Origin of the sequence: Sphingomonas mollis, assembly GCF_016427505.1 — a bacterium.
GTDB classification, from domain to species: domain Bacteria; phylum Pseudomonadota; class Alphaproteobacteria; order Sphingomonadales; family Sphingomonadaceae; genus Sphingomonas; species Sphingomonas mollis.
Genome location: NZ_JAELXS010000001.1, coordinates 601,809 through 625,760, shown reverse-complemented (window position 1 = coordinate 625,760; position 23,952 = coordinate 601,809). Strand labels below are relative to the sequence as shown.

Here is a 23,952-nt window from a genome sequence, read left to right as displayed (position 1 = left end):
GGAATATCATGGCATCGACCAACAGGTTCGACGCGATCGTTATTGGATCGGGCGTCAGCGGCGGTTTCGCGGCAAAGGAACTGACCGAAAAAGGTCTGCGCGTGCTCATGCTCGATCGCGGCGTGATGGTCGAGCACGGCGAGGGTTACACGTACGATGGCAAGCCCGCCTATGAAGTGCCGGCGCGCAACATCATGCCGAAACCGCTGATCGACAGCGATTATTTCATTGCCAAGCATGGTTATGTCTCGCCCAGCAATCAGCGGTTCTATAACGATGATCGACAGAACCCCTATGCCTTTGACGAAGGCAGCCAGTTCTATTGGATCAGGCCCGGCGCGGTCGGCGGCAAGTCGCTGATCTGGGGTCGCTGGACTTTTCGGTGGAGCCCAGCGGACTTCGAAGCGAACAAGCGTGACGGTATCGATGGCGAATGGCCGATCGGGTATGACGACGTCGCGCCGTGGTACAGTTATGTCGAGAAATACATCGGCGTATCGGGCTCACGCGAGAACCTGCCCTATCTGCCCGACAGCGAATTCCAGCCGCCGATGCCGATGAACGTGGCGGAGAAGTGGCTGAAGCAGCGGCTCGAAACCCAGTTTCCCGGCCGCAAGCTCATCAACACGCGCCTGTCCAACATGACCGAGGACAAGCCCGACCAGAACCGAACGAAATGCCAGTTCCGCAACCAGTGCAGCAATGGCTGCTCGTTCGGCGCCTATTTCTCGACGCAGGCGGTGACGCTGCCAGCGGCGCGTGCGACCGGACGACTGACACTGCAATCGGATGCCGTCGTCACCAATCTGGAATATGATGCAGCCCGCAAGCGGGTGACCGGCGTACGCTATATCGATGCCAAGACCGGACAGGCGGAGGTGGTGAAGGCCGATCTCGTCTTCCTGTGTGCCTCGGCGATGGCATCGACGCAGATCATGATGAACTCACGCGCACCGGGCAGCGATCGCAGCTATTTCGACGCGAGCGGGACGCTCGGTCGATATGTCATGGACCACATCTTCCGCGTCGGGATCGAGGGCGACATCCCCGGTATGGACGAATATATCGAATATGGCCGCCGGCCGGGCGGCGTCTATGTACCGCGCTTCCGCAATATCGGCGGTGACGAGGGCGTCGGGTTCAAGCGCGGCTATGGCTATCAGGGCAGCGCCCATCGCGATCCGGCGAAACCGGTCGGCTTCGGCGCTTCGATGAAGCACGCGATGCGCAAATATGGCCCATGGAAATTCAGCATGGGCGCATTCGGCGAATGCCTGCCCTATGAGGACAATCGCGTGTCCCTGCACGCTTCCAAGGTCGACCGGTTCGGTGTGCCGCTGATGCGGTTCGACGTGCGTTTCCGCGATAACGAACTGAAGATGATGGCGGATGCCCGTGTTCAGGGCGAGGCCATGCTAAAGGGCGCAGGGCTGACCAACGTCACCAGTTCCGAAAAGGAACATGTCCCCGGTGACGCCATCCACGAAATGGGCGGGGCGCGCATGGGCACCGATCCACGCCGGTCGGTGCTGAACAGTTGGAGCCAGGCACATGATGCGACCAATCTGTACGTTACAGATGGTGCACAGATGGCGTCCGTGTCATGCGTAAACCCATCGCTAACCTTCATGGCGTTGACTGCGCGGGCGGCTGACCATGCAGTCAAGCAGATGCGAAAGGCCTGATAACGATATTGCTGGAGGATTTGGGGTCCGACTCTTGAGAGTGAGGACCCCGTATCTTTTATCAGAGCCTTTATTTGAAAATCAGCCTTATTCATTGACGTGAACTAGATGGCTAATTCTGCCTCGCCTGGCAGAGGCACGTTTACGCGACCGTCGATCAGGCAAGCTCTAAAAAATCGGGTTCCTGACTGCCCCTGCCTTTCAGATCGTATATCAGTCAGCCGAAATCGATCATTCGGCCAGAACGCGCCAACGTCGGATCGCTTGGCGCGTTTTTTAACGATGGAGACGGTGACGGACATTCGCGAAGACCTGAAAACACTGGTGCTTGCGCGGTCAAACCGCTTCGCGATGTGTTCCATTGGGATCGTTCAGTCCAGAAATGGCGGGTCCGTATCGGGGGCGTCGAACGGCGGTATTGTTGAGACAATCTTCATTTCGCTGATTCACCGCCGAATGATCGGCGGTATCTGGAAGAGGGCTTGCCTCATGATTATCACCGTTACCGCCAAGCGTATGGACGCCGGATCATCCACGGCGGCCACTCAATTGCAGTTGCGCGTAGAGGTGCCCGAGCGATCTGCCACCGACACACCCCGCTCGCACCGTGCGGATTGCTGCGCCCGTAGCTGACGGCAGATAACGCAGGCAACGGCTTGTTCGCAGGGCGGGTCTTGCGCATAGCCGTTGCCGTCCGTCGGAGCCTACGTACTATCAACGATCGTCTTTTTCCCGCCATCGGTCTGCGTTTGCTGTCGGTCGGCCTGTTCGCCACCATGAACGCCTGCATCAAACTGGCCGAGGCCAGCGGGGCGGTGCTGGGCGAGATCCTGTTCTTTCGGCAGTTCGGGGCGGCGATCCTGGTGACCGGCGTGATCGCCGCGGGACCGGGACTGGCGACGGTGCGGACGAAGCGGATCGGGGCGCATGTATCGCGCTGTGCGGTCGGCGTTATCAGCATGGCCTTTACCTTTGCCGCGTTGCTGGCGCTGCCGCTGGCGGAGGCGACGACGATCGCCTTCACGACGCCGATCTTCGCGACCGTGCTGGGCGCGCTGGTGCTGGGCGAGCCGACCGGGTGGCGGCGGTGGTCGGCGGTAGCCCTTGGCTTTTCGGGTGTGCTGATCGTGATGCAGCCGGGCGGGCATGCGATCCCGTTGTACGGCGCGGCGTGCGGCATCACGGCCGCTGTCCTGACCGCGGTGATCTTCATCCTGCTGCGCCAGATCGGTCGGACGGAGAGGGCGCAGACGACGGTCTGGTGGTTCTCGGTCCTGTCGTTGCTGCCGCTCGGCGTTGTGTATCTGACGCAGGCACAGGCGCATCCGTTGAAGACGTGGCTGGTACTGATCGCGGTCGGTCTTGTCGGTGGTGGGGCGCAACTGGCGATGACGGCGTCGCTCCGCCGGGGTGCTGTGTCGCTGGTGGTGCCGTTCGATTATACGTCGCTGCTATGGGCGACGGCCTATGGCTGGCTGTTGTTCGGGGCGTTGCCGGGTGCGACGACGTGGATCGGGGCGCCGATCATCGCGGCCAGCGGCATCTATATCGTCTGGCGCGAGCATCGGCGGCGGCGGGCCGAGACGATAGCGGCGATCAGCGAGGAATAGCGCGCGACGCGGCCAGCAGGCGGCGGGCGCGCAGGAACATCTCCAGCCGCTGCACGGCGATCAGGCCCAAGGCGAACGCCATCAGCATGTCCGTCGCCGCGATCGTGTCGAGGTGCAGCCAATAAGCGCTGCCGGCGGTAGCGGCGCGGCGGAGCAGGACGAGGGCGACGACGAAGATCAACGCCGCCGGCGACGATGCCTGGCTGAGCGCGTGGGTGGCGGGATCGACTTCGATCCGCATCATCCGCCCGCGTTGCCACCCCAGCGCGCCGCCCAGCGCCAGCGCGATCAAGCAGAAGGCCCAGCCCCATCCATGCGGCGGCATCTCGACAAAGGTAAAAGCCATCAGGGCGGTGAAGATGGCGGGCATGATCCACAGCCGTTCCAGCTTCAGTGGCTGTGGCCGGCCCAGCCGTTTCCATCGGATGGCGAGCACCACCGCCAGTACGATGGCCGGGATGGCATAGCTGGCGGCGGCGCTGGGTTCGATCGGCATGGCGGACATCATGTCGCCCGCCGGTGGCGGCGTCCAGCGACGGTTGCGGGCAGCGGCGGCCGGCATGATCCGGCCCAGCCCGCCGGCTTGTTGCGAATCGAAGTTCACACTGCTTCGCACCCAGACGGGTTTTTCGGCGAACCGCATGGCCGGCGGGCGTGGAGGCGCCGCCCACGGAGCATAGCCGATCTGCCGCCTGTAGGACAGCCGCCCCCATGTCCGGGACTGGGGGCGGACGATGCCTTATTCGGCGGCCTGCGCGATGGGTGCGGGTTCCTTCCAGACGAGGATGGGCTTGCGCGCCGCCTGCGTCTCGTCGAGCCGGCTGCGGGGCGCGAAGTGGGGGGCGGTCTTCAGCGAGGCGTCGCCGGCCTTGGCCCGTTCCGCCACCGAACGAAGCGCACCGATGAACTGATCGAGTGCGGCCTTCGATTCCGTCTCGGTCGGTTCCACCAGCATCGCGCCGTGGACCACGAGGGGGAAATACACCGTCATCGGGTGATAGCCCTCGTCGATCAGCCCCTTGGCCACGTCGAGCGTCGAGAAGCCGTCGGCAAGGTTCGAATCGGAGAATAGCGCCTCGTGCATGCAAGGCCCCGCGCCAGCGAACGGCGCGTGGAGCACGTCCTCCAGACTGCGCAGCACATAGTTGGCGTTGAGGACGGCATCTTCGGCGACCTGACGCAGGCCATCGGCGCCGTGGCTGAGGATGTAGGTCAGCGCGCGAGTGAACATGCCCATCTGGCCGTGGAAGGCGACCATGCGGCCAAAGCTGTCGGCGTGATGCTCGCCGGCGGTTTCCTCCTCGATCAGGACGAAATGCTCACCCTGCTTTTCGACGAAGGGGAGCGGCGCGAAGGGCGTCAATGCTTCCGAGAAGACCACCGGGCCGGAGCCGGGTCCGCCGCCGCCATGCGGAGTGGAGAAGGTCTTGTGCAGGTTGATGTGCATCGCATCGACGCCGAGATCGCCGGGGCGCACGCGGCCGACGATGGCGTTGAAGTTCGCGCCGTCGCAATAGACGTAGCCGCCGGCGGCATGGACCGCATCGGAGATCGTCTTCAGGTCGCATTCGAACAGGCCGCAGGTATTGGGATTGGTAATCATCACGCCGGCGACATCGGGACCGAGCCGGGCGATCAGCGCGGCGGTATCGATGCGGCCATCGGGCGTGGCAGGAATGTCCTCCACCGCGAAGCCGGCAAAGGCGGCAGTGGCGGGATTGGTGCCGTGCGCCGATTCGGGCACGAGGATGACCTTGCGGGCGCCCTCCCCGCGCTTGGCCAGTGCCGCCTTGATGGCGAGGATACCGCAGAGTTCGCCGTGCGCACCGGCCTTCGGGCTCATCGCGACGCTAGTCATGCCGGTAAGCGTGACGAGCCAGTGCGCGAGCTGATGGATGACCTCCAGCGCCCCCTGCACCGTATCGACGGGAGCGAGCGGGTGGATGTCGCTGAAGCCCGGCAGTCGCGCCATCTTCTCGTTGAGGCGCGGATTGTGCTTCATCGTGCAGCTGCCGAGCGGGAACAGGCCGAGGTCGATGGCGTAGTTCTGGCGCGACAGGCGGGTGTAATGACGGACGGTCTCCGGCTCCGACAGGCCGGGGAGGCCGATCGGGGCGGTGCGGGCGAGGCCGGACAGCTTGTCATCCGCCGCGGTGGGCGCACCGAAGCCGGTGAAATCAACACCCGTCGTGGTCGCATCGCCGATCTTAAAGATCAGCGCTTCCTCCAGCATCAGCGCCTTGTTGCCGGTGAAGGTCGGTGCGGCGTCGTTGCCCTTGGTCGGCGTGGTCGGGCGCCAGCCGCTCTGATTGATGCTCATGCCAGTATCTCCTGGAGCGCGGCGGCAAGGGTTTCGACATCCTCCGCGGTGGTCGTCTCGGTGACGGCGACGACGAGGCCGTTGGCGAGGTCGCCTTCGCCCGGATAGAGCCGGCCGAGCGAGACGCCGGCCAGGATACCGCGATCGGCCAGCGTGCGAACGACGGGGCGTGCCTCGACCGGCAGCTTCAGCGTGAATTCGTTGAAGAAACCGGTGTTGACCAGCTCGACGCCGGGAATTTGCGAAAGGCGTATCGCGGCAGCGACCGCGCCGGCGTGATTGACCTCGGCCAGTTGGCGGAGACCAGCCTCACCCAGCAGTGTCATGTGGATCGAGAAGGCCAGCGCGCAAAGGCCGGAGTTGGTGCAGATGTTCGACGTCGCCTTTTCGCGACGGATATGCTGCTCACGCGTCGACAGCGTGAGCACGAAGCCGCGGCGGCCGTCCGCGTCTACCGTTTCGCCGCACAGGCGGCCGGGCATCTGACGGACATATTTGTCCTTGCAGCCGAACAGGCCGACATAGGGCCCGCCGAATTGCAGGCCGACGCCGAGCGACTGCCCCTCGCCCACCACGATATCGGCGTCCATCTCGCCGGGCGACTTCAGCGCGCCAAGCGCGACGGGTTCGGTGACGACGACGATCAGCAGCGCCTTCTTCGCATGGGCGGCGTCCGCCAGCGGCCTCAGGTCGGCGATGCGGCCGAGGATGTCGGGATACTGGACGACGACGCACGACGTATCGTCATCGATCGCGCCGATCAGCCGGTCGATATCCATGTCGGGGACGAGCCACGGCGTGGTCGTGTCGAGCACGTCGCCGGTATATTTCGCCATCGTCCTGGCGACCGACACATAATGCGGATGCAGGCCCGACGACAGGATCGCCTTGCCCTTGCGGGTGATGCGCCGGGCCATGCCGATCGCTTCCCAGCAGGCGGTCGAGCCGTCGTACATCGAGGCGTTCGCCACGTCGGTGCCGAGCAGGCGGGCGACCTGGGTCTGGAATTCGAAGAGCATCTGAAGCGTGCCCTGCGCGATTTCCGGCTGGTACGGCGTATAGGCGGTCAGGAATTCGCCGCGCTGGATCAGGTGATCGACCGAGGCCGGCACGTGATGGCGATACGCGCCGCAGCCTAGGAAGAACGGCACTTCGCCCGCCACGGTGTTCTTGCGGGCGAGCGCGGTCATGTGCCGTTCGACCGCCAGTTCGGACGCGTGGTTCGGCAGGTCGCGGACGGGACCGTCGAGGCGGGCGTCTTTGGGCACATCGACGAACAGCGCGTCGATCGTGTCGGCGCCGATGACGTCAAGCATCGCGTCGCGGTCGGGCTGGGTGAGCGGCAGGTAGCGCATTTCGTGCTCCTCCCTTCCCGCTGACGGGAGGGGCTGGGGGTGGGCGTTTTTGGGGTACGGGACGCGCTCGTTTCGGCTTTCGCCGTCGAGCACTGCCCACCCCCGACCCCTCCCGCGAGCGGGAGGGGGGAAGAAGGTTTAGAGCTTGGCGACGAAGGCTTCGTAGGCGGCCTCTTCCATCAGGCTGTCCAGTTCGCCTTCGTCCGACAGCGTGATGCGGAAGAACCAGCCTTCGCCTTCGGCGTCCGAGTTCACCAGATCGGGCGAGTCGGCGAGTGCCGGATTGCCTTCGATCACGGCGCCGGAGACGGGCGAATAGACGTCCGACGCGGCCTTCACCGATTCGACGACGGCGGCTTCGTCGCCCTTGGCCAGTTCGCGGCCATCGGCGGGCACGTCGACGAACACGATGTCGCCGAGCTGGCTCTGGGCATAGTTCGAAATGCCGACGGTGCCGATCGCACCCTCGACGTCGATCCACTCATGATCCTCGGTGAAATAGCGCATTCTTCAGGCTCCAGTCTTGGTGGATTGGCGGACGTAGCGATGGGGAACGAACGGCATCGCCGACACGGTCGCATCGTGGACCTTGCCGCGCTGGATCAGGCGGACGGCGGTGCCGACGATCGCGAGGGCGGCGGGGACATAGGCCATGGCGATCGGTGCGCCGAGCGTCGGGGCGAAGCCGCCGGAGGTGACGCGGCCGATGACCGAGCCGTCCTCGGCGACGACGGACGCGCCCTCACGCACCGGCTGGCGGCCGGTGACGATCAGGCCGACGCGCTTCACGGCGGGGCCGGATTCGCGCTCGGCGAGGATGCGGGCGGCACCGGCGAAATCACCGGCCTCGCGGCGGCGCTTCGACAGGGCGAAACCGAGATCGGCCATGACCGGCGTCGTCTCGGGATCGAGATCGTGACCGTAGAGCGGCAGGCCCGCCTCCAGCCGAAGCGAGTCGCGGGCGCCGAGGCCGATCGGCTTCACTTCGGGTTCGGCACAGATCGCGTCGGCGAAGGCGGCGGCGTGTTCGGCGGGGATCGAAATTTCGACGCCGTCCTCGCCGGTATAGCCCGAGCGGCTGATCCACAGCGGCGTGCCATTCCATTCGAACGCGCCGGCGGTCATGAACACCAGCGCTTCGACGCCGGGGATCAGGCGCGAGACGGCGTCGACCGCCTTGGGACCCTGCACCGCGAGCAGCGCCTGTTCGTCCCGCAGGTTGATGGTGATGTCGTCGGACATCGAATCGAGGAAGTGGCCGATATCGTCGTATTTGGTCGCCCCGTTGACGACGACGTAGATTTCGTCGGTGCCTTCCTCGCCGGCGCGGCGGGTGACCATCAGGTCGTCGAGCACGCCGCCCTCTTCGTTCAGCAGCAGCGAATAGCGCATGCGGTTCTGGCCGAGACCGGTGATGTCGCCGGGAAGAACGGCTTCGAGCGCCTGCGCCGGATCGACGCCGTCGCCGGTGAAGACGAGCTGGCCCATATGGCTGACGTCGAACAGGCCGGCATTCTCGCGGCACCAAAGATGCTCGGCCATGATGCCCTCATACTGGACGGGCATGATATAGCCGGCGAACGGGACCATGCGGCCACCATGGGCGCGGTGCCACGCGTCGAGCGGGAGGAGCTGCGGCTCTTCCTGATCTTCGGGTGCATCTTCGACGTTGAGGAGCGTGTCGGCTGGTAGGTCGCTCATGGTACCGTCTCCAAAAAGGGCGGACGACGGCGGGACGCCCGCGATCGATCCGAACCCCCTCTGTCACGGGACCTGAGAGCTTTCGCCGGCGTGTCTGACGGACGCGCGGCTTACCCCTTCGGTGGCCATCGACCTGAAAGGTCAGCGGCGCTTTCCAGAGTGTCGTATATCCTCGCGCGGTCCCTGGTGCCTGAGAGATTCCGGGGCGGTTGCTCCTTCGGCGCCCCGGATCAAGTCCGGGGTCTCTCCCGCGCGGGGCATCGACGGGACCGGCTCTGGCCAGCCCCGCCGGTTTAGTCAATCGGGGATCGTGTAACTTGCCTTATCGCGTCACATTATAGCGCAGTTGCGCTTCGTTGAGCTGGAAGCCGACCAGCGCCTCGAAACTGGCGGAAAGGACAGCCTTGCGTACCTCGGGCTGGGTCAGCGGATCGACGGCGGCATCGTCGTCGCCGGCCTTGCGCCGGCGGGTCAGGCGCTCGCGCACCTCGGGCGGCAGCGTCGCGGCAGCGCGGGAGACGGTGGTGGTGGCGGTGCCGCTGGCCTGCGCACGGGCCTGACCGGCGTCGAAATGCAGCTGGATCGTGCTAACGCGCTTGGCGACGGGGTTGGTGCCGCCGCGGACGACCGCGATGTAATAGGGCAGTTGCACGTCGCGGGCGCCGTCGGTGCGCAGGCGGCGGGCCTGCACGTCGAAGCTGACGGTGGTGACGATGTCGTCGGTCGCATCGGCGCAGGTGCCGCGCACGTTGGTCATGGTCGCGACCAGATCGATCGCGGACTGCGCCTGACTGGTCGGCGGATCGAAGACCGTGACGTCGCCGGTGCCGGCGGGCACGCCGACGACCGGGCAGGCGGAACGGACCGCGGAGACGCCGCCGGTCGCGTCGATCTCACCCTTGCTGGCACAGCCGGCGAGCAGGACGGCGGTGGAGGCGGCGATCAGAAGGGGGGCTTTCACGGGCGACGCATACCTTTTGCAAGCGGCCGGCGGATCGGCTGGCCCTTTGCCCGCAGCCATAGGAACCGGCTTGGACGGGCGCAAGCAATCGCGTAAGGCCGGCACCATGCAGACGCCCTTCGCCAAGCCGCCGCTCGACCTCCTGATCGCCGCGCCGCGCGGCTTTTGCGCCGGCGTCGACCGGGCGATCCGGATCGTCGAGCTGGCGATCGAAAAGCACGGCGCGCCCGTCTATGTCCGGCACGAGATCGTCCACAACAAGTTCGTGGTCGACACGCTGAAGGCGCAGGGCGCGATTTTCGTCGAGGAACTGCACGAGGTGCCTGACGGCGCGCCGGTCGTCTTCTCCGCGCATGGCGTACCGAAATCGGTGCCGGCAGCGGCGCAGGACCGGGGCCTTGATTATCTCGACGCGACCTGCCCGCTGGTGTCGAAGGTCCACCGGCAGGCGGAGCGGCTGGTCGCGGCCGGGCGGCATATCGTGTTCATCGGCCATGCCGGCCATCCCGAGGTGATCGGCACGTTCGGACAGGTGCCGGAAGGTGCCATGACGCTGATCGAGACGGATGCGGATGCCGAGACGTTCTCCCCGCCCGACCCCGCCAACCTCGCGTTCCTGACGCAGACGACGCTGTCGGTCGACGACACCGCCGCCGTGGTGGCGACGTTGCAGCGGCGCTTTCCCTTGATGCAGGCGCCGCGGGGCGAGGACATCTGTTACGCCACGTCTAATCGGCAGGCGGCGGTGAAGGCGATCGCGGCGCAGTGCGATGCGATGCTGGTGATCGGCGCGCCCAATTCGTCGAACTCCGTGCGGCTGGTCGAGGTCGCCGAGCGCGAGGGGATTCGGGCCAAGCTGATCCAGCGGGCGGCCGATCTCGACTGGGCGTTTCTGGACGGCGTCGGGACATTGGGCCTGACCGCGGGAGCCTCCGCGCCCGAACTGCTGGTGCGCGAACTGGTGGAGCGGCTGTCGGAGCGGTTCGTGGTGTCCGAGCGCGAGGAAGAGACGACGCGTGAGACGATCGCGTTCAAGCTGCCGCGCGGGCTGGAAGCGGCGGCGGCCTAATTTATTTACCGTCATTCCCGCGAAGGCGGGAATCCATAATCCCGGGACCATGAAAATTGCAGGGTTCGGAGTTTATGGATCCCCGCCTTCGCGGGAATGACGGGGGGGGTAGGTGTTCTGAACCATCGATCAGAGGCTTAGACTAAGCGATGGCTGTTTATACGCAGGTGTCGGCCGAGGCGCTGACGGCATTTCTGTCGCGCTACGATCATGGCGCGCTGGCGTCGGCAAAGGGGATCGCGGAGGGGGTCGAGAATTCCAATTATCTGGTCGATACGACGACCGGGCGCTTCATCCTGACGCTGTACGAGAAGCGGGTGGCGGCGGACGATCTGCCATTCTTCTTCGCGATGCTCGACCATCTGGCGGGCGACGGCAATCTGGTGCCGCGCGGGTTGCCCGATCGCGACGGCCGGGTGATCCAGGAACTGGAGGGGCGGCCTGCCTGCCTGATCGAATTCCTGTCGGGCGTGTCGGTGACGCGACCGACTGCAGCGCAGGCGCGGGCGGCGGCGGCGGCGATGGGGGTGATGCATCGCAGTCTGGCGAGCTTCGACGGCGGACGGCCCAATACGCTGGGCATCGATGACTGGCGGCCCCTGCTGGAGCGGTGCGGACGGTCGCTCGATACGATTCAGGCGGGGCTGTACGATCGGGTCGATCGCGCGCTGGCGGCGGTGGAGCAGGACTGGCCGCGGGACCTGCCCGTCAGCGTGATCCATGCCGATCTGTTTCCCGACAACGTCCTGATGTTGAACGATCGGGTGACGGGGCTGATCGATTTCTATTTCGCCTGCACCGACGTGCGGGCGTACGATCTGGCGGTGATGCATTCGGCCTGGGCGTTCGATCCGGCGGGCGAGCCACTGGACCCGGCGGTCGGCCGCGCGCTGGTCGAGGGCTATGACGAGGCGTTCGGGCTGTCGGTAGCGGAGCGGGCGGCGTTGCCGGTGCTGGCGCGGGGGGCTTGCCTGCGGTTCCTGCTGACACGGGCGTGGGACTGGCTGAATACGCCGGCCGATGCGCTGGTGACACGCAAGGACCCCCTCGCCTATGCGCGGCGGCTTGATTGGTATGAACGGGACAATGAATTTGATGCCGGTTGAAATCGCGACGGATGGTGCGTGCAAGGGTAATCCGGGTCCGGGCGGCTGGGGTGCGCTGATCCGCGCCGGTGGGCAGGAAAAGGAATTGTCGGGCGGCGAGAAGCTCACGACCAACAACCGGATGGAACTGACTGCGGCGATCGAGGGACTGAAGGCGCTGACCCGGCCGTGTGCGGTGACGCTGTCGACCGACAGCCGGTACGTGATGGACGGCCTGACCAAGTGGATCCACGGCTGGCAGCGCAATGGCTGGAAGACGGCGGACAAGAAGCCGGTGAAGAATGCCGAACTGTGGCAGGCGCTGCTGGATGCCGCCAAGCCGCACAAGATCGACTGGAAATGGGTGAAGGGCCATGCCGGCCACCCGGATAACGAGCGGGTCGACAAGCTGGCGTCCGATGCGGCGGTGGTGGCCGGGCGGGGGTAAGCGATCGGGGTGTCGATCAGGCCGGAAACTGCCCATTGTTCCCCGGCGGAGGCCGGGGTCCAGTTGGGTGAAGGGTTGCGATAAACTACGACGGAACTCCCAACTGGACCCCGGCCTCCGCCGGGGATCACTGGCCCGGCATCTGACTATACTTCTTCGACCGGAGCCTCCGGACCGTTTTTCAGGACGGAGGCGATGGCATTCCGGGCGCCGGCCTTGCTGGTATAGCCTTCGGTCCAGAAGATCGTTTCGCTGTTGTATTTGAACTTGGCGACATACTCGCCAGCCTTGTTCTGCTCGATCACGAATTTATGCGCCATCGTTGCTCTCCTGCTCTTGCCGGATCAGCGGATGCTATCAACGAACCGGCCCGGCGCATAGCAGGCGGGATCGACGCCGGGCAGGTCAGGCGATCGCCCCAGTATCAGCGCCGCCGCGAGCGTCGCAGCGGCCGGCGCGGTCTGGATACCGAAGCCCCCCTGCCCCGCGCACCAGAAAAAGCCGGGTTCGGCAAAGCCATAGACGGGGCGACGATCGGGCGCGAAGCTGCGCAGGCCGGCCCAGCGATGTTCCACCCCCTCGATCCGCCAATCGACCGCGCCCTGCAACCGATCGATCGCGATGGCGACGTCGATTTCTTCCGGCGCGGCGTCGCACGGGTCGGTGGGGATTTCGTCATGCGGCGACAGCCATAGACGGCCGCCCGATTCGGGTTTGAAATAGAAGCCGCCGGCGATGTCGGCGACATGCGGCAGGCCGGCTGGCGGTGCGGGATCGGTGCGCAATTGCACCATCGTGCGGCGATAGGGCCGGATTCCGATCGGCCGGACGCCGCAGCGTATGGCCACCACGTCCGCCCAGGCACCAGCGGCGTTGACCAGCACGGGGGCGATGAAGCGGCCGGCGGGCGTCTCGATCGACCATTGTCCATCCTGACGGGCCGCCGATTGCACGCCGGCATCGGTGACGATCGCCGTCCCGGCGCGGCGTGCCTGTGCCAGATAATGAGCGTGGAGCCCGGCGACGTCGATATAGGCGCAGCTCGGTTCCCAGATACCGATCGTCCAGTCGTCGCGCAGGCCGGTAACATGGGCGTGCGGATCGACCGGTTCGAGCGCGACGGGGCTGTCGCGGAATTCGTCGAGGAACGCCGCCGCCGCCACCGAGTCGCTCGCACGGCCGATATGCAGCGATCCCAGCGACTCGAGAAAACCGCCGTCGCGCAACGCCGCCCCCGATGCCGTGGTCAACGGCTGGATCGCCGGGCCGCCATAGGTTTCCGACCAGAACGCCGCCGATCGCCCGGTCGCATGGAGACCGGGGGTCGATTCGGATTCCAGCACCACGACGCGAGCATGCGGCGCGAGCGCGGCGGCGAGGCTGGCGCCGGCGATGCCGCCACCGGCGATCGCGACGTCGTATCGGCCGCCGTTACCAGGGTTGAGGACGGGGTGATCGGTCATCGAATGTCCGGTTACGGTTTCGCAAGCCCTGCCGTCTACACCGCATGGCCATGGAATGGGATTTCGTTCGGATCGCGCTGGTGCTGGTCGCCGTCGCCCTGCTGTTATCGGCGGGGATAGAAGATGCCCGCACGCGCGAGATCGCCAACCGCAAGAGCGCGGCGCTGGTGCTGCTGGCGCCCTTATGGTGGTGGGCGAATGGTGCGACGCTGTGGCCGGGTGTGCCGCTGCAACTGGCGCTGTCGCTGGCGGCGCTGGGCGTATTCGCGTTCGCATTCCACATCGGGGCGATGGGCGGCGGCGACGTGAAGCTGATCGCGGCGCTGAGCCTGTGGCTGCCGCTGCACCTGTTCGTGACGATGCTGGTCGTGATGTCGCTGGCCGGTGGCGCGGTGACGCTGGCGATGATCGTCGAGCGGCGGTTGAAGCGGGGCGATCCGGCGGGTGCGGTGGAGGTGCCGTACGGGGTGGCTATCGCCATCGCGGGCATTCTGACCCTGCGCGAACCCATCCTTAACCAATTTGGCTGATGATTAACGTCGGATCAACCGACGGCCCTTCGAAAGGCGCGAGAGAGATACATGGATAGTCGCAAGGTCATTCTGCTGGTCGGCGCGCTGATAGTGGCGGTCGTCACCGCGCTGTTCGCGCGGTCGCTGATCGCCGGCAGCGCCGCGCCGCAGGCCGCCGCCGCCAACCAGCCGCCGGTGGTCAACGGCCCGGAAGTGCTGGTGGCGACCCGCGCCCTGCCGATCGGCACCATCCTGGATGCCACCGCGCTGAAATTCCAGCCTTGGCCGCGCGAACTGGTCGACAATGCCTATTACCTGAAGGCCAGCACCGATCTGGCCAAGTTGCAGGGCACCGTGGTCCGCAACCCGATCACCGCCGGGCAGCCGGTGACGCAGGGCGCGCTGGTGAAGCCGGGCGATCGTGGCTTTCTGGCCGCGGCACTCGGGCCGGGGATGCGCGCGGTGACGGTGCCGGTATCGGCACAGGCGGCGGTCGCGGGTTTCGTGTTTCCGGGTGACCGGATCGATCTGGTGCTGACGCAATCCGTCGCCGGTGGTGGTGACGGGACGCCGCTGCATGTTTCGGAGACGATCATGCGCAACCTGCGCGTGCTCGCCACCGACCAGCGCACCGACAATATCGCGGGCGACGACGGCAAGACCGTGGTCCGCACATTCTCGAACGTGACGATCGAGGCGACGCCGAAGATCGCGGAGCAGATCGCGGTCGCCCAGACGCTGGGTTCGCTGTCGCTGTCGCTGCGGTCGATCGCCGACAATTCGAGCGAGCTGGAAGAGGCGATCGCATCGGGCGCGGTGAAGGTGCCGGATGGCGACCCGCGTGCCGAGAAGGCGATGATGCTGCAACTGGCCAGCCAGCCGCAAACCGGCGCCTCGACCTATGCGACCGGCGCCGACGTCTCCCGCTTTCAGCGCCGGTCCGTACCCGGCCGGGCGCCGGACTCGGGCGTCAGCAGCATGTCGTCGAACGGCATGATGGCCTCGGGCGGCGCACCAGCGACCATTCCCGGCGGCACCGCGCAGGCACCGGTGCCGAGCGGCCCGGTCGTGCGGATCGCCCGTGGCAACAACGTGTCCGCCGTGTCGGTGGGGGGAAAGTAAGATGCGCGTTTCGATGAAGGTGCTGGGGAAGCCGCTGGGTGGCACGCTGTGCCTCGCCCTCGCCATGCCGACGATGCCCGTTACCGCGCAGACGATGCCGGTGGTCGCGACCGCCGCTCCCAGCGCTGCGCCGGTCGTCCAGGTCAATACCGGTCGCGGGCGGCTGGTGACGCTGGCCCGGCCGATGAGCGATCTGTTCATCGCCGACGACTCGATCGCCGACGTGCAGGTCCGTTCGCCGACCCAGTTGTACATCTTCGGCAAGAAGACCGGCGAGACGACGATCTCGGCCACGGCGCGCGGCGGGGCGGTGGTGTTCACGACAACGGTGCGGGTGGGCAACAACCTCGATTCGGTCGGCGCGATGCTGGCGCTGGCGATGCCGGATGCCAAGGTCGTGACGACGCCGATGAACGGCATGATGCTGCTGACCGGCACGGTCGCGACGCCGGGCGATGCGGCCGAGGCGGAGCGGCTGGTACAGGCGTTCGTCGGTGACGGCATGAAGGTGCTGTCGCACCTGCGCACCGCGACGCCGTTGCAGGTCAATCTGCAGGTGCGTTTTGCGGAGGTGACGCGCGGCTTCGTCAAGAACGTCGGCGTCAACCTGACAGGCCAGAGCCGGGGCGGTAGCAATTTCCTGTTCGGCATCGCACAGGGTCGTCAGGGAACGATCAGCACCGTGCCGGGCGTGGTCGGTCAGCTGAATGCGCCCGTCGACACCAACGGCGCGCGGCCGGGCGACAAGCTGTTCAAGTTTCCCGCCCCCAGCGGCATCGGTACGACGCTGAATGCCGCCGGATCGCTACTGGGTCTCGACCTGTTGTCGGCCATCGATCTGGGCGAGACCATCGGGCAGGTAACGACGCTCGCCAATCCGAACCTGACGGCGCTGTCGGGCGAGACGGGCAGTTTCCTCGCCGGCGGCGAAATCCCTATCCCGATCGCTCAGGGGCTAGGCGCGGTGTCGGTGGAGTTCAAGCAATATGGCATCAGCCTGGCCTATACACCAACGGTGCTGTCGGACGGCCGCATCTCGCTTCGGGTCCGGCCGGAAGTGTCGCAGCTCGATTATTCGAACGCGGTCGCGCTGAACGGTACGCGCGTGCCGGGGATCAGTTCGCGTAGAGCGGAAACCACGGTGGAACTGGGATCGGGGCAGAGCCTGATGATCGCCGGTCTGCTGTCGAATTCGCGCAACAACTCGATCGACAAGGCGCCGTTCCTGGGTGACATCCCCATCCTGGGATCGCTGTTTCGATCGAACAGCTGGCAGCGCAACGAGACCGAGCTGGTCATCATCATCACCCCCTATCTGGTGAAACCGATGGATAGCCCGGCGGAGGTGGCCCTGCCGGTCGATGGCTACAAGGCGCCGACCGATGCCGAGCGTATCCTGCTGGGCAGGCTGAGCGATGGCCAGACCGGCGGGCAGCGGCCGGTGCCGATGATGGCGCCGCCGGTGCAGGCCGCCCCCACCCCCGGCGCCGCCATGCCGGCAGCGTCCCCCCGCAAGGCACGCGCCGGCGCGCCGGCCCCTGGTTTCACGCAATGATCGCCGCTTCCCGAGGAATCGCTTCGATGACCACGCGTTCGCTCCTACTCGCCTGCCTGATCCCGGCGCTGGCCGTCAGTGGGTGCACCGGCACCCGCAACCGCGGGCTGGAATCGGTTCACCAGCCGGTGGTCGCCCGGACGGATTATGTGCTCGACCTGCAAACAGCGGGCGGTTCGCTGGCGTCCGGCGAGGCGCAGCGGTTGCAGGGCTGGCTGGCCGGGCTTCGTACTGGCTATGGCGACCGGATCGCGATCGACGATCCGGCGGCGGGGTCGCGCGACGCGGTGGCGGAGATCGTCTCCGGTTTCGGCCTGTTGCTGGCCGATGATGCGCCGGTATCGGCGGGCACGGTCGCGCCCGGCACCGTCCGTATCGTGGTCAGCCGGATGAGGGCGCATGTGCCGGGATGCCCGGACTGGTCGCGCGATTCGTCAGTGGATTACGAACAGAACACGTCGTCGGGCTATGGCTGTTCCACCAACAGCAATCTGGCGGCGATGATCGCCAATCCGCAGGACCTGATCCGCGGCGCGGGCGCATCCGGCATGGCTGATCCGATGACGGTGTACAAATCGATCGATCTGTTCCGCAAGGCGGCCCCCAGCGGTGGCGGCGGCGCGAACGTGAAGGCCGAATCGGCGGGAGGGAAGTAGGATGAACGCACCCTGGAAACCGGCGGGCGCGGGCATTCGCGAACCCTTCGTCGCCTATGTATGCGACGACACCACCGCCGATGCGCTGCGCCCCGTCGTCGCGGAACTGGGCTGGTCGGTCGAAAAGATCCACAAAGGCGGCCTGCGCGCCGGCGTGCAGGCGCTGTCGGTGTCGGCCAGCCCGCAGATCCTGTTCGTCGATCTGGCCGAATCGGGTGATCCGCTGAACGACATCAACGGCTTGGCCGAGGTGTGCGAGCCGGGAACGGTAGTGATCGCCGCCGGACAGGTCAACGACGTGCGCCTGTACCGCGATCTCGTCGCCAGCGGCATTCAGGATTACCTGCTGAAGCCGCTGCATCCCGACATGCTGCGCGACGCGTTCGGGCAGGCGCAGGCGTTGCTCCATGCCCCGAAGGCCGCCGATGTCGCGGTCGACCGACCGCATGCGGCGATCGCGGTGATCGGTGCGCGCGGCGGGGTCGGTGCTTCGACAGTCGCATCGTCGGTCGCGTGGTTGCTGGCGGAGCGCGAGGGGCAATCGACCGCGTTGCTCGATCTCGACATCCACTTCGGTACCGCTGCGCTGTCGCTCGATCTGGAGCCGGGCCGCGGCCTGACCGACGCGATCGAGAATCCCAGCCGGATCGATGGCCTGTTCATCGAACGCGCGATGGTCCGCGCATCGGAGAAGCTGGCGGTCCTGTCGGCCGAGGCGCCGATCAACGCGCCGCTCGTCACCGATGGTGCCGCCTTTTACCAATTGCAGGAAGAAATGCGCGCCAGCTTCGAATGCACGATCGTCGACCTCCCGCGCACGATGCTGGTCCAGCATCCGCACCTGATGAGCGACGTGCAGACCGCAGTGATCGTCACCGAGCTGACGCTGGCGGCGGCGCGCGACACGATCCGCCTGCTGTCCTGGATGAAATCGAACGCCCCGCAATGTCAGGTGCAGGTGCTGGCGAACCGGGTTTTGACCGCCGGCACGCCGGAGATCACGCGCAAGGATTTCGAGACATCGATCGAGCGCAAGATCGATTTCAGCGTGCCGATGGACCAGAAACTGGCGTGTCAGGCAGCCAAGCTGGGCAAGCCACTGGCCGAGGCGGGCAAGACGACCAAAACGGTAACGCCGCTGGTCGATCTGGTCACCGCCCTGTCACGTATGGGAACGAGTGTCGGTGGCGACGTCGTGGGGGCTGCGAAGACAACGACGCTGCTGGGCAAGATCGGCGATTTCAGAAGCCTGATGGCGAAGCGCTCGCCCCAGAAGAAGTAGGCGCAAGATGCTGCCGCTCCTCCTGCTGATGCTGGGTTGTTCGCTGGTGCTGGCCATCGGCGTCATGGCCTTTTCCGGCCCGTCCACGTCGCGCATCCAGGCGCGACGGCTGGCCGGGCTGCGCAACCGTCATGCCGCCGACGTCATCGTGACGGGGCAGACGCGCGGTATCTCCAATACGCGCGATACCAAGATGGATATCGCGTTCGGCCGCATCCTGCCCAACCGCGCGCTGCTGGCAAAGCGGCTGGCGATGACGGGCAAGGACTGGACGGTCGGCCAATACGGCATGACGACGGCCGGCTTGACGGTCGTCATCCTGCTGGTGACGCTGTTGCGGGGATTGCCGGTGCTGATGGCGCTGATGATGTCGCTCGCGATCGGGGCGGGTCTGCCACATCTGGTGGTGGCCAAGGTCATCGGGCGGCGGGTAGGCAAGTTCACCGCCCGGTTCCCCGATGCGATCGAGTTGCTGGTCCGTGGCCTGCGGTCCGGCCTGCCGATCAGCGAGACGATCGGCGTCGTCGGGGCCGAGGTGGACGGCGCGATCGGCGAGGAATTCCGCGCCATCGCCGACAAGATGAAGATCGGCCGGACGATGGACGCGGCGTTGCAGGAAACCGCCGACCGGTTGGGCACGCCCGAATTCCAGTTCTTCGTCATCACCATCGCGATCCAGCGCGAGACCGGCGGCAATCTGGCCGAGACGCTGGCCAATCTGGCCGATGTGCTGCGCAAGCGCGCGCAGATGAAGCTGAAGATCCGGGCGATGTCGTCCGAATCCAAGGCATCCGCCTATATCATCGGGTCGCTGCCGTTCATCGTGTTCGGCCTGATCTGGTTCATCAACCCGTTGTATATCGGCAAGTTCTTCGTCGACGAACGGCTGATGGTGACGGGCATGGGGGGCATGATGTGGATGAGCATCGGCGCGTTCATCATGGCCAAGATGATCAGTTTCGAGATTTGAGGAACCACGGCTGATGGGCGAGACCGCCGGACCGACGCTGTTGGGCGTCGACGTGATCTGGGTTGCGACGATCCTGTCGGGCGTCGCGGCATTTGCGGTGATGGTGGCGATCTATGCCGCCACGACCGTGCGTGACCCGATGGCCAAGCGCGTGAAGGCGCTGAACGACCGGCGCGAGCAGTTGAAGGCGGGCATCACCGCATCGACCAAGCGGCGCGCGAAGCTGGTGCAACGAAACGAGACCACCGACCGGCTGCGGTCGCTGCTGGGATCGATGAAGATGCTGCAGGAAAGCCAGATCAAGGACGCGCAGCTGAAGCTGTTGCAGGCGGGCATCCGGTCGAAGGAATGGGCGGTCGCGGTGATCTTCGGCCGGCTGGCGATGCCGGTTGTGCTGGGCGGGATCATCGGCTTCTGGGTCTATGCCACCAACGGCTTTGCCGAATGGTCGCCGATGAAGAAATATGCGCTGGTCGCAGGTACGCTGATCCTGTCGTACAAGGCGCCCGACATCTTTCTGAAGAACCGGATCGCCAAACGGTCCGACGCGATCCGCAAGGGGTTACCCGATGCGCTCGATCTGCTGGTGATCTGCGCCGAGGCCGGGTTGACGGTGGATGCGGCGTTCCACCGCGTGGCCCGCGAACTGGGTCGCGCCTATCCCGAACTGGGTGAGGAATTTACGCTGACCGCGATCGAACTGGGTTTCCTGACCGACCGTCGACAGGCGTTCGAAAACCTCGCCATGCGTGTCGCGCTGGAGGCGGTGAAGGGCGTGACGACGACGATGGTGCAGACCGAGAAATACGGCACCCCCCTCGCCTCCGCGCTGCGCGTCCTGTCGTCGGAATTCCGCAACGAACGGATGATGCGGGCGGAGGAAAAGGCGGCGCGCCTGCCGGCGATCATGACCGTGCCGCTGATCTGTTTCATCCTGCCGGTGCTGTTCGTCGTGATCCTGGGACCGGCGGCCTGTTCGATCAAGGATGCGCTGCTAAGCGGGAATTGAGCCGCTGAAACCAAGCGCCGGGGCGGATCGTTGACCTTCCGTAACAGGAGTGATGCGATGTTGTTTTCGACCCCGACGCAGTTCGCGGTGCTGGCGCTGGCCCTGATCGCCGGCTGGCTATTGGGCCTGGCCAGCCATCCCGGCGGGCGCAAGTGGAAGGACCGCTATTCCGTCGAGCGCGAGGCGCATGCGGCGGCACGCAAGGATGCAGACGCGCGGATCGCAGCGGCCGAGGCGCGCGCGACCGAAGCTCAGGCCGAGACCAATCGGGTGCGGACGGCGCCTGTCGTCGAGCGCGATCTGGCGGTCGGTACGCGAACGGAAACCGTGGCGACGCGGCCGGTGGCGGTCAATCGGGCACGGCCAGCCTATCCGGTCGGCGAGCGGCGCGGATGGTTCGATTGGCAGCCGCGGACGGCGGTCGATCGTTGAAAAACAGGCCGGTCATCCTTCAACAGGAAGGATGACCGGCATCGTCTGATTATCGCGCGTTCAACGCTGCCTGTGCCGCCGCCAGTCGCGCGATCGGGACGCGGTAAGGTGAGGCCGATACGTAATCGAGGCCGATCTTCTCACAGAAAGCGATGCTCGCCGGATCGCCGCCATGTTCACCGCAGATGCCCAGCTTGATATCGGGGCGCGTCTTACGACCGCGTTCGGCGGCGAGTTCGATCAGTTCGCCGACCCCCTCGACGTCGATGCTGACGAACGGGTCCTTCGCGTAGATGCCCTGTTCGACATAAGCGCCGAGGAAGCGGGCTGCGTCGTCCCGACTGACACCGAGCGTCGTCTGGGTCAGGTCGTTGGTGCCGAACGAGAAGAATTCGCCCGACTCCGCGATCTCGCCAGCCTTCAATGCGGCGCGGGGCAGTTCGATCATCGTACCGACGAGATATTCGATCGTCCGACCGCGTTCCTCGAACACGGCCTTGGCAGCCTTGTCGACGACCGCTTTCATCAGATCGAGTTCGCGCTTGGTGGCGACGAGTGGGATCATGACTTCGGGGATCGGCGCGGTGCCGCTCTTTTCGGCGACGTCGATTGCGGCCTCGAAGATGGCGCGGGCCTGCATCTCGTAGATTTCAGGGTAGGTAACGCCCAGGCGGCAGCCGCGATGACCGAGCATCGGGTTGAACTCGTGCAACTCCGCAGCGCGGCGCTTGAGCGTGTCGATATCGATGCCGGCGGCTTGCGCCACCTCCTCGAACTCGTTTTCCTCGTGCGGCAAGAATTCGTGCAGCGGCGGATCGAGCAGGCGGACGGTAACGGGCAGGCCCGCCATGACCTCGAAGATCTCGGCGAAATCGCTGCGCTGAGCGGGCAGCAGCTTGTCGAGCGCGACGCGGCGGCCCTTCTCGTCGGTGGCCAGAATCATCTGGCGGACCGCGGTGATGCGGGCGGCATCGAAGAACATATGCTCGGTACGGCAAAGGCCGACGCCCTCCGCGCCGAATTCCCGCGCGGTGCGGCAGTCGAGTGGGGTTTCGGCGTTGGCGCGCACCTTCAGGCGGCGGACCTCGTCAGCCCAGACCATCAGCGTGCCGAAATCGCCGGCTAGTTCAGGCTGCACCGTGGCGACGAGACCGGCCATGACTTCGCCGGTCGTGCCGTCGAGGGTCAGCGTATCGCCCTCGCGCACCTCACGACCGGCAACGCGCATCACCTTGTCCTTGGCGGAGATCGAGATGCCGCCGGCGCCGGAAACGCAAGGGCGGCCCATGCCACGAGCGACGACAGCGGCGTGGCTGGTCATGCCGCCGCGCGCGGTCAGGATGCCCTTGGCCGCGTGCATGCCGTGGATGTCTTCGGGGCTGGTTTCCGTGCGGATCAGGATCACCGCCTTGCCGTCCGCCGCCCAGCGTTCGGCCGTGTCGGCATCGAATACCGCCGCGCCGGACGCGGCGCCGGGAGATGCGGGCAGGCCCTTGGCGATCACATCGCGATGCGCGTTCGGGTCGAGCGTGGGGTGGAGCAGCTGGTCGAGCGCCATCGGCTCGACGCGCAGGATCGCTTCCTCATGCGTGATGAGACCCTCGTTCGCCATGTCGACCGCGATCTTCAGCGCGGCCTTGGCGGTGCGCTTGCCGCTGCGGGTCTGGAGCATCCAGAGCTTGGTACGCTCCACCGTGAATTCGATGTCCTGCATGTCGCGGTAGTGGGTTTCGAGCGTGTCGAAGACGGCGGCCAGCTCGCCATACACCTCGGGCATGGCTTCTTCCATCGAGGCGGGCTTGGCGCCGGCTTCCTCGCGCGCGGTCTTCGTCAGATATTGCGGGGTGCGGATGCCGGCGACGACGTCCTCACCCTGCGCGTTGATGAGGAATTCGCCGTAATAGGCGCGGTCGCCCTTCGACGGATCGCGGGTGAAGGCGACGCCGGTGGCCGACGTCTCGCCCATATTGCCGAAGACCATCGCCTGAATATTGACGGCGGTGCCCCAGGCGGCGGGGATGTCGTTCAGCCGGCGATAAACCTTGGCACGTTCCGATTGCCACGATCCGAACACCGCGCCGACCGCGCCCCATAGCTGGTCGTGCACGTCCTGCGGGAACGGCTTGTTCCACTGCTTCTCGACGAGCGCCTTATATTCGGCGACCAGTGTGCGGAGATCGTCGGCGCTGAGTTCGGTGTCGAGGGTAAAGCCCTGGTCTTCCTTGGCGATCTCCAATGCTTCCTCGAACGCGCCGTGATCGAGTTCGAGGACGACATCGGCGTACATCTGGATGAAGCGGCGATAGCTGTCCCACGCGAACCGCGCATCGCCCGATGTCGCCGCGAGCCCCTCGACCGTCTCGTCGTTCAGCCCGAGGTTGAGGACGGTGTCCATCATGCCGGGCATCGACGCGCGCGCGCCGCTGCGGACCGAGACGAGCAGGGGGTCGGCGGCGTTGCCGAATGTCTTGCCGGTGACGCCCTCGATATGGGCGATGCCGGTGGCGACCTCGTCACGCAGGCTCTGCGGGAAGCTGCCGCCCTCGTCATAATAGACGGCGCAGAATTCGGTCGAGATGGTGAAGCCCGGCGGCACCGGCAGGCCGATCGATGCCATTTCTGCCAGATTCGCACCCTTGCCGCCGAGCAGGTTCCGGTCGCCCGAACCGCCGTCCGAAACACCGCCGCCGAATCGATAGACATACTGCGTCATGGCC

Annotated in this window: 23 protein-coding genes and 1 riboswitch; of the genes, 14 read left to right on the top strand and 9 right to left on the bottom strand. The window is 66.0% G+C overall.

Annotation, left to right across the window (positions count from 1 at the left end; genetic code table 11):
* The first annotated feature begins 8 nt into the window (after nucleotides 1-8).
* The 3 genes from JAO74_RS02910 (at nucleotide 9) to JAO74_RS02900 (ending at nucleotide 3,295) form a co-directional block, all read left to right on the top strand.
* A complete protein-coding gene (locus JAO74_RS02910) occupies nucleotides 9-1,685 on the top strand; it encodes a GMC family oxidoreductase (RefSeq protein ID WP_199034796.1) in 1,677 nt (558 codons plus the stop codon).
* A gap of 282 nt (nucleotides 1,686-1,967) precedes the next feature.
* Nucleotides 1,968-2,318: a hypothetical protein gene (locus JAO74_RS02905; RefSeq protein ID WP_199034795.1), complete on the top strand. Its 351-nt coding sequence runs from the start codon at nucleotides 1,968-1,970 to the stop codon at nucleotides 2,316-2,318.
* A 116-nt stretch (nucleotides 2,319-2,434) separates the two neighbouring features.
* Complete coding sequence (locus JAO74_RS02900) at nucleotides 2,435-3,295, top strand: DMT family transporter (protein ID WP_233150568.1); 861 nt, start codon at nucleotides 2,435-2,437, stop codon at nucleotides 3,293-3,295.
* On the opposite strand, the gene JAO74_RS02895 is transcribed toward JAO74_RS02900, so the two are convergent.
* The 6 genes from JAO74_RS02895 to JAO74_RS02870 form a co-directional block, all read right to left on the bottom strand.
* Nucleotides 3,282-3,938 carry a CcdC protein domain-containing protein gene (locus JAO74_RS02895; protein WP_233150567.1) on the bottom strand — a complete coding sequence of 219 codons (657 nt, stop codon included), beginning with the start codon at nucleotides 3,936-3,938 and terminating at the stop codon, nucleotides 3,282-3,284. The two genes, JAO74_RS02900 and JAO74_RS02895, sit on opposite strands and share 14 nt — an antisense overlap.
* 96 nt (nucleotides 3,939-4,034) lie before the next feature.
* A complete protein-coding gene (gcvPB, locus tag JAO74_RS02890) occupies nucleotides 4,035-5,615 on the bottom strand; it encodes an aminomethyl-transferring glycine dehydrogenase subunit GcvPB (RefSeq protein ID WP_199034794.1) in 1,581 nt (526 codons plus the stop codon).
* The gene (gcvPA, locus tag JAO74_RS02885) at nucleotides 5,612-6,970 is read right to left on the bottom strand and encodes an aminomethyl-transferring glycine dehydrogenase subunit GcvPA (protein ID WP_199034793.1); all 1,359 of its coding nucleotides are present in this window, start codon (nucleotides 6,968-6,970) and stop codon (nucleotides 5,612-5,614) included. The genes gcvPB and gcvPA overlap by 4 nt, the downstream gene beginning before the upstream one ends.
* 138 nt (nucleotides 6,971-7,108) lie before the next feature.
* Nucleotides 7,109-7,477, bottom strand: a complete 369-nt coding sequence (gene gcvH / locus JAO74_RS02880) for a glycine cleavage system protein GcvH (protein ID WP_199034792.1) — start codon at nucleotides 7,475-7,477, stop codon at nucleotides 7,109-7,111.
* 3 nt (nucleotides 7,478-7,480) lie between these two features.
* Entirely contained in the window at nucleotides 7,481-8,671 is a 1,191-nt protein-coding gene (gene gcvT, locus JAO74_RS02875; RefSeq protein ID WP_199034791.1) for a glycine cleavage system aminomethyltransferase GcvT, read from the bottom strand.
* A gap of 167 nt (nucleotides 8,672-8,838) precedes the next feature.
* A riboswitch (glycine riboswitch) is annotated at nucleotides 8,839-8,932 on the bottom strand.
* 61 nt (nucleotides 8,933-8,993) lie between these two features.
* On the bottom strand, nucleotides 8,994-9,632 hold the full coding sequence (locus JAO74_RS02870) for a hypothetical protein (protein ID WP_332908714.1): 639 nt from the start codon (nucleotides 9,630-9,632) through the stop codon (nucleotides 8,994-8,996).
* Between the two features lie 106 nt (nucleotides 9,633-9,738).
* On the opposite strand from JAO74_RS02870, the gene ispH reads away from it, so the two are divergent.
* The 3 genes from ispH (at nucleotide 9,739) to rnhA (ending at nucleotide 12,234) form a co-directional block, all read left to right on the top strand.
* The gene (ispH, locus tag JAO74_RS02865; RefSeq protein ID WP_199034790.1) at nucleotides 9,739-10,701 is read left to right on the top strand and encodes a 4-hydroxy-3-methylbut-2-enyl diphosphate reductase; all 963 of its coding nucleotides are present in this window, start codon (nucleotides 9,739-9,741) and stop codon (nucleotides 10,699-10,701) included.
* 149 nt (nucleotides 10,702-10,850) lie between these two features.
* Nucleotides 10,851-11,807 carry a homoserine kinase gene (thrB, locus tag JAO74_RS02860; protein ID WP_199034789.1) on the top strand — a complete coding sequence of 319 codons (957 nt, stop codon included), beginning with the start codon at nucleotides 10,851-10,853 and terminating at the stop codon, nucleotides 11,805-11,807.
* The gene (gene rnhA, locus JAO74_RS02855) at nucleotides 11,788-12,234 is read left to right on the top strand and encodes a ribonuclease HI (RefSeq protein ID WP_199034787.1); all 447 of its coding nucleotides are present in this window, start codon (nucleotides 11,788-11,790) and stop codon (nucleotides 12,232-12,234) included. Before thrB ends, rnhA begins: the two co-directional genes overlap by 20 nt.
* Before the next feature lie 146 nt (nucleotides 12,235-12,380).
* Here rnhA and JAO74_RS02850 read toward each other — a convergent pair whose 3' ends face one another.
* Together JAO74_RS02850 and JAO74_RS02845 are read right to left on the bottom strand one after the other, a co-directional pair.
* Nucleotides 12,381-12,554 (bottom strand): YegP family protein, encoded by a 174-nt coding sequence (locus JAO74_RS02850; protein WP_199034776.1) that lies wholly within the window; start codon nucleotides 12,552-12,554, stop codon nucleotides 12,381-12,383.
* A gap of 24 nt (nucleotides 12,555-12,578) precedes the next feature.
* Nucleotides 12,579-13,697, bottom strand: a complete 1,119-nt coding sequence (locus tag JAO74_RS02845; protein ID WP_199034775.1) for an NAD(P)/FAD-dependent oxidoreductase — start codon at nucleotides 13,695-13,697, stop codon at nucleotides 12,579-12,581.
* A gap of 44 nt (nucleotides 13,698-13,741) precedes the next feature.
* On the opposite strand from JAO74_RS02845, the gene JAO74_RS02840 reads away from it, so the two are divergent.
* The 8 genes from JAO74_RS02840 to JAO74_RS02805 are packed head-to-tail and all read left to right on the top strand — an operon-like array spanning nucleotide 13,742 to nucleotide 21,235.
* Nucleotides 13,742-14,227, top strand: coding sequence for an A24 family peptidase (locus tag JAO74_RS02840; RefSeq protein WP_332908713.1), 486 nt, complete (start codon nucleotides 13,742-13,744; stop codon nucleotides 14,225-14,227).
* 51 nt (nucleotides 14,228-14,278) lie between these two features.
* On the top strand, nucleotides 14,279-15,331 hold the full coding sequence (gene cpaB / locus JAO74_RS02835) for a Flp pilus assembly protein CpaB (protein ID WP_199034774.1): 1,053 nt from the start codon (nucleotides 14,279-14,281) through the stop codon (nucleotides 15,329-15,331).
* A gap of 1 nt (nucleotide 15,332) precedes the next feature.
* The gene (locus tag JAO74_RS02830) at nucleotides 15,333-16,886 is read left to right on the top strand and encodes a type II and III secretion system protein family protein (RefSeq protein WP_199034773.1); all 1,554 of its coding nucleotides are present in this window, start codon (nucleotides 15,333-15,335) and stop codon (nucleotides 16,884-16,886) included.
* Between the two features lie 26 nt (nucleotides 16,887-16,912).
* Nucleotides 16,913-17,542, top strand: a complete 630-nt coding sequence (locus JAO74_RS02825; RefSeq protein ID WP_199034772.1) for a CpaD family pilus assembly protein — start codon at nucleotides 16,913-16,915, stop codon at nucleotides 17,540-17,542.
* Between the two features lies 1 nt (nucleotide 17,543).
* The gene (locus tag JAO74_RS02820; protein ID WP_199034771.1) at nucleotides 17,544-18,824 is read left to right on the top strand and encodes an AAA family ATPase; all 1,281 of its coding nucleotides are present in this window, start codon (nucleotides 17,544-17,546) and stop codon (nucleotides 18,822-18,824) included.
* Nucleotides 18,825-18,831: 7 nt separating this feature from the next.
* Nucleotides 18,832-19,794 (top strand): type II secretion system F family protein, encoded by a 963-nt coding sequence (locus JAO74_RS02815; RefSeq protein WP_199034764.1) that lies wholly within the window; start codon nucleotides 18,832-18,834, stop codon nucleotides 19,792-19,794.
* A 13-nt stretch (nucleotides 19,795-19,807) separates the two neighbouring features.
* The gene (locus JAO74_RS02810; protein ID WP_199034762.1) at nucleotides 19,808-20,803 is read left to right on the top strand and encodes a type II secretion system F family protein; all 996 of its coding nucleotides are present in this window, start codon (nucleotides 19,808-19,810) and stop codon (nucleotides 20,801-20,803) included.
* Nucleotides 20,804-20,860: 57 nt separating this feature from the next.
* Complete coding sequence (locus tag JAO74_RS02805) at nucleotides 20,861-21,235, top strand: hypothetical protein (protein ID WP_199034760.1); 375 nt, start codon at nucleotides 20,861-20,863, stop codon at nucleotides 21,233-21,235.
* A 49-nt stretch (nucleotides 21,236-21,284) separates the two neighbouring features.
* Here JAO74_RS02805 and ppdK read toward each other — a convergent pair whose 3' ends face one another.
* Nucleotides 21,285-23,948 (bottom strand): pyruvate, phosphate dikinase, encoded by a 2,664-nt coding sequence (gene ppdK / locus JAO74_RS02800; RefSeq protein ID WP_199034759.1) that lies wholly within the window; start codon nucleotides 23,946-23,948, stop codon nucleotides 21,285-21,287.
* Nucleotides 23,949-23,952 lie beyond the last annotated feature (4 nt).

Coding starts and splice junctions, on each gene's coding strand:
- gcvT (WP_199034791.1), bottom strand. CDS start 8,671: ATGAGCGACCTACCAGCCGACACGCTCCTCAACGTCGAAGATGCACCC.
- JAO74_RS02840 (WP_332908713.1), top strand. CDS start 13,742: ATGGCCATGGAATGGGATTTCGTTCGGATCGCGCTGGTGCTGGTCGCC.
- JAO74_RS02805 (WP_199034760.1), top strand. CDS start 20,861: ATGTTGTTTTCGACCCCGACGCAGTTCGCGGTGCTGGCGCTGGCCCTG.
- rnhA (WP_199034787.1), top strand. CDS start 11,788: ATGAATTTGATGCCGGTTGAAATCGCGACGGATGGTGCGTGCAAGGGT.
- gcvPA (WP_199034793.1), bottom strand. CDS start 6,970: ATGCGCTACCTGCCGCTCACCCAGCCCGACCGCGACGCGATGCTTGAC.
- JAO74_RS02845 (WP_199034775.1), bottom strand. CDS start 13,697: ATGACCGATCACCCCGTCCTCAACCCTGGTAACGGCGGCCGATACGAC.
- JAO74_RS02895 (WP_233150567.1), bottom strand. CDS start 3,938: ATGCGGTTCGCCGAAAAACCCGTCTGGGTGCGAAGCAGTGTGAACTTC.
- JAO74_RS02910 (WP_199034796.1), top strand. CDS start 9: ATGGCATCGACCAACAGGTTCGACGCGATCGTTATTGGATCGGGCGTC.
- gcvH (WP_199034792.1), bottom strand. CDS start 7,477: ATGCGCTATTTCACCGAGGATCATGAGTGGATCGACGTCGAGGGTGCG.
- JAO74_RS02820 (WP_199034771.1), top strand. CDS start 17,544: ATGAACGCACCCTGGAAACCGGCGGGCGCGGGCATTCGCGAACCCTTC.
- cpaB (WP_199034774.1), top strand. CDS start 14,279: ATGGATAGTCGCAAGGTCATTCTGCTGGTCGGCGCGCTGATAGTGGCG.
- JAO74_RS02825 (WP_199034772.1), top strand. CDS start 16,913: ATGACCACGCGTTCGCTCCTACTCGCCTGCCTGATCCCGGCGCTGGCC.
- ispH (WP_199034790.1), top strand. CDS start 9,739: ATGCAGACGCCCTTCGCCAAGCCGCCGCTCGACCTCCTGATCGCCGCG.
- thrB (WP_199034789.1), top strand. CDS start 10,851: ATGGCTGTTTATACGCAGGTGTCGGCCGAGGCGCTGACGGCATTTCTG.
- JAO74_RS02815 (WP_199034764.1), top strand. CDS start 18,832: ATGCTGCCGCTCCTCCTGCTGATGCTGGGTTGTTCGCTGGTGCTGGCC.
- gcvPB (WP_199034794.1), bottom strand. CDS start 5,615: ATGAGCATCAATCAGAGCGGCTGGCGCCCGACCACGCCGACCAAGGGC.
- JAO74_RS02905 (WP_199034795.1), top strand. CDS start 1,968: ATGGAGACGGTGACGGACATTCGCGAAGACCTGAAAACACTGGTGCTT.
- JAO74_RS02850 (WP_199034776.1), bottom strand. CDS start 12,554: ATGGCGCATAAATTCGTGATCGAGCAGAACAAGGCTGGCGAGTATGTC.
- JAO74_RS02810 (WP_199034762.1), top strand. CDS start 19,808: ATGGGCGAGACCGCCGGACCGACGCTGTTGGGCGTCGACGTGATCTGG.
- ppdK (WP_199034759.1), bottom strand. CDS start 23,948: ATGACGCAGTATGTCTATCGATTCGGCGGCGGTGTTTCGGACGGCGGT.
- JAO74_RS02830 (WP_199034773.1), top strand. CDS start 15,333: ATGCGCGTTTCGATGAAGGTGCTGGGGAAGCCGCTGGGTGGCACGCTG.